15 protein-coding genes are annotated in these 11,257 nt (G+C 34.4%); 12 read left to right on the forward strand and 3 right to left on the reverse strand.

The annotated features are described in order from the left end of the window. Positions 1-32: 32 nt before the first annotated feature. Together WH267_RS03890 and WH267_RS03895 are read left to right on the forward strand one after the other, a co-directional pair. On the forward strand, positions 33-1,019 hold the full coding sequence (locus tag WH267_RS03890) for a 2-hydroxyacid dehydrogenase (protein ID WP_340005881.1): 987 nt from the start codon (positions 33-35) through the stop codon (positions 1,017-1,019). A 50-nt stretch (positions 1,020-1,069) separates the two neighbouring features. Then, positions 1,070-1,363, forward strand: a complete 294-nt coding sequence (locus tag WH267_RS03895) for a hypothetical protein (protein WP_340005883.1) — start codon at positions 1,070-1,072, stop codon at positions 1,361-1,363. A gap of 119 nt (positions 1,364-1,482) precedes the next feature. Here WH267_RS03895 and WH267_RS03900 read toward each other — a convergent pair whose 3' ends face one another. Then, the gene (locus tag WH267_RS03900) at positions 1,483-1,917 is read right to left on the reverse strand and encodes an endonuclease domain-containing protein (protein WP_340005885.1); all 435 of its coding nucleotides are present in this window, start codon (positions 1,915-1,917) and stop codon (positions 1,483-1,485) included. Positions 1,918-2,183: 266 nt separating this feature from the next. On the opposite strand from WH267_RS03900, the gene WH267_RS03905 reads away from it, so the two are divergent. The 5 genes from WH267_RS03905 to WH267_RS03925 all read left to right on the forward strand — a co-directional run bounded on the left by WH267_RS03905 (position 2,184) and on the right by WH267_RS03925 (position 7,220). Continuing rightward, a complete protein-coding gene (locus tag WH267_RS03905) occupies positions 2,184-4,169 on the forward strand; it encodes a urocanate hydratase (protein WP_340005887.1) in 1,986 nt (661 codons plus the stop codon). A gap of 16 nt (positions 4,170-4,185) precedes the next feature. Next, a complete protein-coding gene (locus WH267_RS03910; RefSeq protein ID WP_115972141.1) occupies positions 4,186-4,641 on the forward strand; it encodes a hypothetical protein in 456 nt (151 codons plus the stop codon). A gap of 51 nt (positions 4,642-4,692) precedes the next feature. Beyond that, positions 4,693-5,235 (forward strand): Crp/Fnr family transcriptional regulator, encoded by a 543-nt coding sequence (locus tag WH267_RS03915; protein WP_340005889.1) that lies wholly within the window; start codon positions 4,693-4,695, stop codon positions 5,233-5,235. A gap of 407 nt (positions 5,236-5,642) precedes the next feature. After that, positions 5,643-6,404 carry an MBL fold metallo-hydrolase gene (locus WH267_RS03920; RefSeq protein WP_340005891.1) on the forward strand — a complete coding sequence of 254 codons (762 nt, stop codon included), beginning with the start codon at positions 5,643-5,645 and terminating at the stop codon, positions 6,402-6,404. Between the two features lie 42 nt (positions 6,405-6,446). Further along, positions 6,447-7,220 (forward strand): hypothetical protein, encoded by a 774-nt coding sequence (locus WH267_RS03925; RefSeq protein WP_340005893.1) that lies wholly within the window; start codon positions 6,447-6,449, stop codon positions 7,218-7,220. Positions 7,221-7,284: 64 nt separating this feature from the next. On the opposite strand, the gene WH267_RS03930 is transcribed toward WH267_RS03925, so the two are convergent. Further along, the gene (locus WH267_RS03930; protein WP_340005895.1) at positions 7,285-7,584 is read right to left on the reverse strand and encodes a hypothetical protein; all 300 of its coding nucleotides are present in this window, start codon (positions 7,582-7,584) and stop codon (positions 7,285-7,287) included. Positions 7,585-7,718: 134 nt separating this feature from the next. Continuing rightward, positions 7,719-8,510, reverse strand: a complete 792-nt coding sequence (locus tag WH267_RS03935) for a hypothetical protein (RefSeq protein WP_340005897.1) — start codon at positions 8,508-8,510, stop codon at positions 7,719-7,721. A gap of 243 nt (positions 8,511-8,753) precedes the next feature. On the opposite strand from WH267_RS03935, the gene WH267_RS03940 reads away from it, so the two are divergent. The 5 genes from WH267_RS03940 (at position 8,754) to WH267_RS03960 (ending at position 11,185) form a co-directional block, all read left to right on the forward strand. Next, positions 8,754-9,323: a hypothetical protein gene (locus tag WH267_RS03940; protein ID WP_340005899.1), complete on the forward strand. Its 570-nt coding sequence runs from the start codon at positions 8,754-8,756 to the stop codon at positions 9,321-9,323. A gap of 76 nt (positions 9,324-9,399) precedes the next feature. Next, positions 9,400-9,945 (forward strand): Crp/Fnr family transcriptional regulator, encoded by a 546-nt coding sequence (locus WH267_RS03945; RefSeq protein WP_340005900.1) that lies wholly within the window; start codon positions 9,400-9,402, stop codon positions 9,943-9,945. 46 nt (positions 9,946-9,991) lie between these two features. Then, positions 9,992-10,381, forward strand: coding sequence for a tautomerase family protein (locus WH267_RS03950; RefSeq protein ID WP_340005902.1), 390 nt, complete (start codon positions 9,992-9,994; stop codon positions 10,379-10,381). Between the two features lies 1 nt (position 10,382). Then, a complete protein-coding gene (locus WH267_RS03955; protein ID WP_340005904.1) occupies positions 10,383-10,781 on the forward strand; it encodes a cupin domain-containing protein in 399 nt (132 codons plus the stop codon). A gap of 2 nt (positions 10,782-10,783) precedes the next feature. Next, the gene (locus WH267_RS03960; protein WP_340005907.1) at positions 10,784-11,185 is read left to right on the forward strand and encodes a cupin domain-containing protein; all 402 of its coding nucleotides are present in this window, start codon (positions 10,784-10,786) and stop codon (positions 11,183-11,185) included. The last annotated feature ends 72 nt before the right edge of the window (positions 11,186-11,257 follow it).

Here is an 11,257-nt window from a genome sequence, read left to right on the forward strand (position 1 = left end):
GAGGTTTTTTATTTAAATCCAATAAAATAATAATGAAAGTTTTTATCAATAAAAGAATTCCTGAAATTGGAATCAATATGTTGCAGGAAGCAGGACTGGAGATCATATTTCCTGAAAATGAAAATCTTACTTATGACGAATGGATACAGTATTGCCGGAATACGGATGCAATTCTTAATATTGGTGGTGATTTTAAATATGATAAAGTCTTTTTTGATGCCTGTCCTGATATCAAAGCCATTGCTTTATATTCCGTAGGGTTTGATCATGTTGATATAAAGGAAGCCAGTCTCAGGAATATTCCGATTGGGAATACTCCGGATGTATTAAGCAGAGCAACTTCTGACGTAGCTTTTTTACTGATGCAGTCGATAGCCAGACGGGCGAGCTATAATTTTCAAAAAGTGAAAGAAGGAAATTGGGGAGCTTTTGATCCTTTGCATGCTTTGGGACAGGAACTTTATGGCAAAACATTAGGAGTTTTCGGATTGGGAAGAATCGGTTTTCAAATGGCTGAAAAATGCAAAAAAGCTTTTGATATGAAGATCATTTATCACAATCGTCGTCATAATGAAGAAGCTGAAAAAGAGTTGGATGCGAAGTATGTCTCATTTGATGAACTGGTTACAGATTCTGATGTATTAAGTATTCATGCTAATTTTACTGCTGAACATAAAGAACTTTTCAATAATGTGGTATTTGGAAAAATGAAATCCAACGCTATTTTTATCAATACAGCGAGAGGTGGGTTTCATCAGGAACAGGATTTATATAAAGCATTAACTGAAGGGAAAATCTGGGGAGCCGGTCTTGATGTAACCAACCCGGAACCTATGTCTGCAGACAATCTTATCTTAGAATTGTCCAATGTTTGTGTGTTACCTCATATCGGCTCAGCAACCATTGAAGCAAGAAACGGAATGGCCCGACTGGCTGCCGGAAATCTCATTGCCTTTTCAAAAGGTGAGAAGATGCCGAATTGTGCCAATCCTGAAGTATATTCCCATCATTTATCATAACTTGGAATTATTTTTGTTCTGAATATATAAACCTTAAAAATCTAAATATTATGGCACCGGAAAACAATATTAATGAACAGAACAAAAGGTTGGAACGTATGGATTATGATCCCAACGAAGATATATTCAAAAGAGAAAAACATGTTTCGCTGGATGGAGACGGAAATCCTATATTTGATGAAGATATAGATGAAGACAAGATAGATAAAGGCCTTGATATTCCAGGTGCCGAAGACGATGATAAAATGGAAGAAATAGGAGAGGAAGATGAAGAAAATAACTATTGGAGCCTCAGTGATAATGATGATGATCATGAAGAGGAAAATGATGAAGTTTTAACTTAGACTCTACCATATGAAATAATTACCTTGCTGATTTTCAGTGAGGTTTTTTGTTTTCCAGATGATAACTTTTCTCTGTAAGAAGAAATTCCCCTCCTCCGGAGGGGTGGATTCAAAAATTATTAAATTTTTGAAGACGGGGTGGTTCCATAATGAGCAACAATAAAATCCTCCAATTCTTTCATTACCCACCCAAGATTATTTCTCACATCAAAATCACTAACTCTAAAAAATAACAGCCCTAAAGATTCCAGATATTCCTGTCTAATACCATCATAGACTTGTTTTTCATCGTGACTTGAACCATCAATCTCAATAATTAATCCTAAGGATCTTACATAGAAATCAACAATATAGTTCCCGATAATCCTTTGTCTGTCGAAATCAATTTCATAAAAGTTTTTTGCCCGAACTTTTTTCCAGAAAATGAGCTCACCCAGTATTCCGGCTTTACGTTTTTCTTTCAGTAGTGGTTTTAATCTGGAATTGTAGGGTAGATTTACTACAAAGTTCTTACAAATGGGAATACCATTAATAGAGGTTAATATTTCTTTCATTGGTGTGTTTTTTAACCACCCCGGCTTTCAAAATTTAGAGAATTTTGAAAGCCACCCCTCCGGAGGAGGGGAATGTGAGTGCGTCTTTTTCAAATATAGTATTTCAAATATAGTGTTGAATATATTTTCATAGGATTGATAATCAGCTTTTTTGCCTAATCATTGTTTTAGGCTTTCCTTTTCCTGTCTTTTGTTGCCTATATTTCATAATTTGAATATCTTTAAAACTTAAAACATTGTTTAAACATAGAACTTTAAATAGCAATATGACATTTCAAGAACAGATACAGCAGGGGATTCCGAATCAGCTGCCACAACCAAAACCATACGAAACGAATATCAACCATGCTCCCAAGCGTAAAGAAATTTTAGGAGAAGAAGAGAAAAAACTGGCATTAAAGAATGCTTTACGTTATTTCGATCCTAAGTTTCATGCAGAATTAATTCCTGAATTTAAGCAGGAACTGGAGGACTATGGAAGAATTTATATGTACCGTTTCCGTCCGGATTATGAGATGAAAGCCAGATCTATTGAAGATTATCCGGGAAAATCTGAGCAGGCAAAAGCCATTATGCTGATGATCCGGAACAATTTGGATTATGCCGTTGCTCAGCATCCTCATGAACTGATTACTTATGGTGGAAACGGAGCTGTTTTCTCCAACTGGGCACAGTATCTGCTGACCATGAAATATCTGTCTGAAATGACCAATGAGCAGACTTTGGTAATGTATTCAGGACATCCGATGGGACTGTTCCCATCTCACAAAGATGCACCAAGAGTAGTGGTAACGAACGGGATGATGATTCCAAATTATTCCAAACCGGATGATTGGGAGAAATTTAATGCTCTTGGAGTTACGCAGTATGGGCAAATGACAGCGGGAAGTTATATGTATATTGGTCCCCAGGGAATCGTTCATGGAACAACTATTACTGCTTTAAATGCTTTCAGAAAGATCAATAAAGATCCAAAAGGGGGGCTGTTTGTTACTTCAGGATTGGGAGGAATGAGTGGAGCTCAGCCAAAAGCAGGAAATATTGCGGGTTGTGTTACCGTATGTGCAGAAGTAAATCCAAAGATTACCAAAATCCGTCATGATCAGAAGTGGGTGAATGAAATTTATGAAGACCTGGATGGATTGGTGGAAAGAGTAAGAGAGGCACAACAAAATAAAGAAACTGTTTCTTTAGCTTATCTTGGAAATATTGTAGATGTTTGGGAAAAATTTGACAAGGCAGATTTAAGAATTGATATTGGTTCAGATCAGACTTCACTTCATAACCCTTGGGCAGGTGGATATTATCCGGTAGGACAAAGCTTTGAAGAATCTAATGCCATGATGGCTGAAGATCCTGAATTATTCAAAGAAAAAGTTCAGGAAACATTAAGAAGACACGCGGCAGCAATCAATAAACATACAGAAAAAGGAACTTATTTCTTCGATTACGGAAATGCTTTCTTACTGGAAGCTTCGAGAGCTGGAGCTGATGTAATGGCAGACAATCCTACATTAGGAAGAGAATTCAAATATCCAAGTTATGTTCAGGATATTATGGGACCTATGTGCTTCGACTACGGTTTTGGGCCATTCCGTTGGGTATGTGCAAGTGGAAAACCGGAAGATTTACAGAAAACCGATGAAATTGCATGTGCTGTATTGGAAGAAATGATTAAGAATTCTCCTGAAGAAATCCAACAGCAGATGAAGGATAATATCCAGTGGATTAAAGGAGCTCAGGAAAATAAACTGGTGGTAGGCTCACAGGCGAGAATCCTGTACGCAGATGCAGAAGGAAGGATGAAGATTGCTGAAGCCTTTAACAAAGCTATTAAAAACGGTGAGATCGGACCTGTAGTATTGGGTAGAGACCATCATGATGTTTCAGGAACAGATTCTCCTTACAGAGAGACTTCCAATATTTATGACGGATCAAGATTTACTGCAGATATGGCGATTCACAATGTGATTGGTGACAGTTTCCGTGGGGCAACCTGGGTTTCTATTCACAATGGTGGCGGAGTAGGCTGGGGAGAAGTAATCAACGGAGGTTTCGGAATGCTGCTGGATGGGAGTGATGATGCTGACAGAAGATTAAAGTCTATGCTTTTCTGGGACGTAAACAATGGGATCTCAAGAAGAAGCTGGGCAAGAAATGAGGGGGCTATTTTTGCTATTAAAAGAGCGATGGAAGCTGAACCTAATTTAAAGGTAACCCTTCCGAATCTTGTAGACGAAAATTTACTGTAATTCTTAGTTTACAGGCATGAAACTCTTTACAACAAAAGAAGGGAATTTTTCAATTCAAGTACTCAATGAGAGAGAAGAGCATGTCGGTGAACTTTTATTTGGAGTCATTAATGGCCTCAATGAGCGAATAAAAATAGGGAGCGAAATCTACAAAATTGAAGGTACAGGATTTTTATGGAAGGATATTAGGGTTTTGGATGAATCCGGAAAGGTGGTTTTAATAATCGACTCTTCCAAAAACCGACTCTTTTATTATGGGAATAGTACAGAAATTTATACCTACCAATTTAAAAGTTGGCTTCACAAAGAGTTATTGTTGTATGACAGCCAAGATAAATTAGTCTTAGCTTTAAGTTATAAGCAAACCCTTCTTAAATTGAAGTATGTACTGGAGATTGATGAGGATTTCAATCACGATTTGATTATTTTAAGTTTTTTAAATTTTTATCTGAGAGATGTATTAAATGGATAATTTTGAAACTTCATTTCAGGTAAAAACAAAAATTTTATAAACTGCTAAGCGTTGGCAACGATCAATAAAAAACTGTTTTCACACCTCAATATAGAGGATGATGATCCTGTTTGGGAAAAGTTTGCTGAGGTTGAGTTTTCAAAGAAAAATATATTCTCGGACAATAAAGCCTATCTTGTTGAAGATGGGCTTGTCCGTAAATACTATATCAACAGTACATCAGATATAGATACTGAAGTCTGTGCAGAGTTCTATTTTCCTGGCGATATTTTTACGGTTGGGAATAAAGGTTCTGAAGGTATTTATGAATCCATCAGCAGTGGCCTTGTCTGGGAGATTACATTAGAGGAGGTAAAGGAAATGTTCGCTGTGAATCCTGAGTGCCGCTTTGTGCAGAATTACTACTTGAGCAGAAAACTGAACGCTGCCATGAAGCGCGAGATGCTGTTACTAAAAAATACACCACAGGATCTTTACGAATACCTGCTGGAAAATAAACCTCATTATATTCAGAATATTCCTTTGAAATACCTGGCTTCCTATATTGGGATTACTCCAATTTCTCTGAGCCGGATCAGAAAGAGGATTAGTTAAAGACTGGAAGCTTGAAGATGGGAGGTGGAAGTGATCAAGGTAATAATAAATGATCCCATACTTTTCATAAGAGCTATTATCCTATTTTTTATAAACGCAAAGTTTCAATTTTAAATATACATTATTTTAAGTGAGCAAAGAACTCATCGATTTTTAATTGATTTGATAAAGTATGCCTCAACCATTAATTTCAGTACTGGCTTGGCTGGCATCTTTACTTCCTTTGATTTTGTCTTTTAATGAATAAAAACAAAGATATACGCTGTTCCTTGATTCAAAAAACTATCAGAAATTACAGGACGATAATTAACTTCCATCCTCCATTCTTCCATCTCCCAGCTTCAATTAATTAACTTTTGTTTATTGTTTGACCTTCTATAAGTCTTTTCCTTTGTTGAAAAAAGAATATGGAAATACAAAAATTAAACTGGGCGGGAATAAAGCTTATTTCAAATGGTAAAACCATCTTAATAGATGCAGCAGAAGATTTTTCTTATTACAAACCTGTGTTAGGGGAGGCTGTAAATGAAATGATCAGCTTTACAGATGAGACAGAAGCAGATTATATCTTATTTACTCATATGCATCTGGATCACTTTGATAAAAGTGTTATTAAAAAATGCTTAAAAAAAGAAGGGAAATTGATTGTGTATTCAGGGCTAGAATCAGTTGTCAGAAAGATTATGGGTGATGTTGAAATGGTTGTACTTAATCTTAATGAAGTTTTTACCGAAAACAATATTATCTTTAAACCTGTATTTGCAATGGATGGAGTAGGAGAAATCCAGACTTCATGGATTGTGGAAGATCTGCACTCGAAGATTTTTCATGGTGGCGATACTATCTGGCATAATCAGTTCTGGAAGTTGGGAAGGGAGAATGAAAATATAGACTATGCGTTTTTGCCATCCAATGGTGTTGTTGTGAATTTTGAAATGATAGGATTGGAATACAGTCCGGTTCCGGCTTCTCTTAATTTGAAAGAGGCTTTTGCTGCGGCCCATCTTTTACATGCTAAAAAGCTGGTTCCTATACATTATGGATTATTTACCCATGAGAAATTTTATATTCCTCAATTATTTGATCAGGAAGATTTGCAAAAAACTTCTAAAGAAATAGGACAGAGCTATCTTATTCTGAAAGATGGAGAAGTGTTGATGGATTCGTAGACAAAGATTTGTTTTTTAACAAATAGATTCATAAATTAAAAAATGAAAAAAATTGGAATTATAGGTTGTGGCTGGTTGGGCACTCATATAGCAGAGAAGTTATCAGATCAATATGAGATTTTTGCAACCACCACTTCAGAATCTAAAATAAAAGATTTATCCGCTAAAGGATACCAGATCACTCAGGTTAGCTTTCAGGATGACGATATATCTGAAACAATGCAGGAATGGGAAATAGCCCCACAGTTGGATGCTGTGATTATTACGGTTCCGTTTTCGGGAGTGAGAGGAGCTGAAATTCCTTTGCATGAGAGAGCTGAGAATTTACTCGCATTTCTTGGAGATTATAAAGGTCAGCTTTATCTGATGAGCTCTACGGGAGTATATCCTGATACTGAAAAAGAGTTTACAGAAGATGAGCGTCTTGCAGATGATGTCCCAAGCGAGAGTATTATAAAAAACAGATTTCCTGAAGTCAATGTTTTGAGATTGGCAGGATTAATGGGGGATCAGAGACTGCTAAAGAATTATAATATATCCAATCTGGATCTGCTGGTTAACCATATTCATTATGCTGATATTTGTTCAGTCGTTGAGAAAATGTTGAAGAATCAGGCCAGGTCCAAAGTTTATAATGTGGTGGCACCTGTGCATCCTAATAAAGAAGAGATTATCAACGCCCAGAAAGATCTGCCGTATTCAGGTGAACGTACCACTCAAGGCAGAACAATATCACCTTCAAAATTAATTTCAGAGCTGGATTATGAATTTCAATATCCTGATCCTCGATATTTTCATCTTACGAAGGGCTCTTAATAATGAAGTTTAAAAAATAGAAACCTGCTGTGAGGCAGGTTTTTTTATTTATGTAACTATGTTTTCAATCTTGATAGTCAATGATTTGATATTTAATCTGTTCTTTCTCTATATAGTTTTTAAGTTCATCAAGATCTTTCCACACATAAGAAGAGCCATACTGGCAAATATAGATACCATCTTCCTCAAAAATAATACTGATATTAGGGATTTTCCCGGTGTTTTCCATATACCTGAAATCCCAGAACAGCTGATGGGCATATTCATATTTTTTCTCAAAAAGAGCAGAGCTTTCCAACAAATTCTGTATTTCAGTGATTTGTTGGTCTGTGAGCTTTATTTTTAGTTTGTACTCAAATCCCATTTATTTTCTTAATACTGCAAAATTAAAATTTTATCTGAAAAATAGGATAATAATAAGATTCCAAAATACATATAGAGTATTGGTATGGTAATTTATTTTTGGAGCATTAGTTTGGTGGAATTTATGATAGGTTTTTATTTCATCTTTTGTTCTTTAAAGTTTTTTCCGCCATATTCTTTATACTGTATGTCTTGAAGAGGGTAAAAGTTGATTGATTTTGGAGCATCAAATGTAGACGTGGCAACAAGATGATCTGCAAATTTTAGATATTCAGTCTTACTTAGAGGGTATATATCTATTAGATCTTTGATTGATTTTGAGTCAAAAATACTCACTGTACAATCTGAACAGTTTTCTTGTCTAAAATGTTTAATAAAGTTTGAGATTTCGTCTTTTGATAAATTATCTATGTTAAGGTAGATATTGTAATTTTTACTTACATTATTTTCAGTTGTGGAAATGATTTCATATTTCATGGAGGACAAATTTATATTAGAGGTTTGTATATTATCTTTTATAATATTTTTTAATGGAATCCATCCATAATGTGTTGTTGATAAATAAGAGGGTTCAACGACTCTTACTTTAGCCCAATTGTTTTTTTCTTCTTCAATAGAAATAGTACAGGTATAATCAACCTGCATATATTGAGTCTCTCCAATAGCATCAGTTGCTTTTTGGTTCACCAGCTTTTTATAATTATTTCCAGGCCCATCTCTAAGAAAAATATTTTTTCCTTTTACATCATAAGTTTTGGTTTCTAAATCAGAGCCATCAAGCCCATGCATTTTTAATGAGTCTATTTCATCATCATTATTTAGGTATTGATTTAAGGAATCTAAATTTTCATTGACATCTACATTGGATTTTCTGCAATTTGTTAATGAAAAAGAGACTAAAATTATTAATAATGCTGTTCTCTGCATGGTTTAAGTCAATTATAATATTTCAAATGTAAAAAACTATTACCATGAATAATTGCGGTTTACCATAATGAAATGTTAGTTCCCCTTTGCAGAGAATTTGTGGAAATAAAATAGGGTGTAATTTCAATTTTATCGCAGATAAAATCATTGCGCCTTAAAGCATTATGATTTTAATATCAATTGCGCCTTAGCGTTTTCCAACCTTTCCCATTCCAATAGCATCTTTATAAGTAAAAGAATACTATGAAAATTACCATCCCAAAACCCTGTCATGAAAACTGGGATAACATGACTTCTGATGAAAAAGGAAAATTTTGTTCTGTTTGTTCTAAAACTGTTCACGATTTTACCGGTTTTTCAAATGAAGAGCTATCTGATAGTTTTGATTCAAATGAAAATATATGTGGTAGATTCAGAGAAGATCAGCTGGATAGGAATTTGTATCTCTCAATAATAAGTAAGCTAGCATTGGGATTATTGACTGTAGGTGGAATGCTGACCCAGCTAAATGCTCAGGAAATAAAATCAGATGAACTAAAAATTTCAGAACCGGTACGGGGACTTAATATGACTAACCCCAGGATTAATGATACTGTAAAAAGTAGATCTTTCAGAATTGGAGCACCTGCATCCATACCGACAGAAAAGCCATTGATCTTGCTTAATAATAAAGAAATTTCTATAGATGAGTTAGGATCTTTAAAACCTGATAGGATTGAGAGTGTCAACAGTTTTTTACCTGCAGAAGCAGTAAAACGCTATGGTAAAAATGCGAAAAATGGGGTTGTAGTCATTACTACCAAAAAGAAATAAAGAGAAGAAAATAATAATATTTAATTCTATGATACATTTAATTTTTTAGATAAATTGTACCCTAGATTTATAAACTATGCTTTCATCTGAATCTTTAGAAAAAATAATCGGTATCAGTCAGATCATTACTGTACAAAGGAATAATTATTTTGTAAAAGAAAATGATATTTGTAATTATATAGGCATCGTGAAAAGTGGTACCCTGTATTCTTATTTTGAAGATTCGGATGCTAATATGATCGTCAATGAATTGTACAATAAACAGTCTATCATAACGTCATATAGAAGTTTTTTAAATGAAATTCCATCACCTGCTTATATAAAAGCCTATTCGGATGCTGAGATTTATGCAATCGAAAAAAAAACTTATAAGGAATTGATACAATATCAGGAATGGACTTTGATCTTTAAAGAAATTGCAGATGAATTGTTTATTAATAAATGCTTTAAAGAAACGTCATTGATTAAATTAAAAGCAAAAGAACGTTATTTGACATTCATACAGAATAGGTCTTGTATAGAACAGGACTTTCCTCAGCATCTTATAGCATCATATCTTAAAATTCGCCCCGAAACTTTATCAAGAATTAAAAGTCTTGACCTACATCAAGATAATAAATAGTTTTTCTTGCTGATTTTTGCATTGTAACAAAAACAACAGAATAACAATGCCTTTAATCAGAATTACTTTATCAGAAAACTATTCAGCAGAAGAATGCCACAAGATTTCTCAGGCGATTCATGCTGCGTTAATTGAAGATTTTACTATTCCAGCAGATGATTATTTTCATATCATTGAGCAGGTAAACCCGTCTCAACTCTTTTTTCCGGACCAATATTTGGGAATGAAGCATGACCAGGGAATTTTATTTATTCAAATCATTGCTGCTATGGGTAGAACCAGGGAACAAAAACAAAAACTTTATAAAAATATCGTTTTAGGAATTTCGGGCTCTACGAACATAAATCCACAAAACATCATCATTACTTTATTAGAAAATTCTAAAGAGAACTGGTCATTCGGTAATGGTGAACTCCAAAATTTTAATCACATATAAAATGATAGAGATTGTCAATGCAGAACAACTGTTGAAAAACAGTACTGAAGACCAGGCGATGAATCAAAAAGTTGTTTTCCTTACAGGGGATGATGATAATGTTTTTTTTATGATAGAACTCCATCCAAATAGAACACTGCCGGCACATTATCATAAAGAAAAAATAGAGATATATTATATTCTGAAAGGCGTAGGGACGGTGATCACTGGAAAATTCAAAAATGGAAAAGTGATGAACCTTTGCACTCAAAACGTAGGCGAGAGAGATGTTTTTTCTATAAACCCCTATACAGTACATCAGATTACAAATACAGGAACGGAAGTCCTTCAAATTTTAGCTTTAGCTCCCAAAAGCCATAGTGCAGAAGATCGATATTTTGTAACACTTACTACTCAATAATAATGAAAAATAGAATAATTCTGACCATCATTTTTTTATTTGTGATCACCTCTTTTTCAGATTGTAATGCACAGGAAAATAAAATAAAAAGAAGAGATCTGCAAAGTGTCATTATTGATCAATATCTGCATAAAGTGGAAATGCAGGAAATTATTTTGGATGCCAGTCAAAAGGCCCCTGTACATTATCACCCTTGTCCGGTAATCGGAATTGTTGTTTCAGGAAAAATTCTATTTCAGATTGATGGAGAAGAAGCTAGGGTTTTAAAAGAAGGCGATGTATTTTATGAACCTAAGAATTGTAGAGTATTGCATTTTGATAACTTAGATTCTGAAGCATCAGTTAAATTTGTTGCAGCTTATTTAAAGGAATCAAATGAAAAATCTATTGAATTAATACATTGATTATCATATGAAAGTATGAGGCATATCTGTATTGCATGATGGGATTAAATAAATGCTCGGGCGATCGAAGAT

The sequence above is a fragment of the Chryseobacterium sp. MYb328 genome, from assembly GCF_037572595.1.
GTDB lineage: Bacteria > Bacteroidota > Bacteroidia > Flavobacteriales > Weeksellaceae > Chryseobacterium > Chryseobacterium pennae.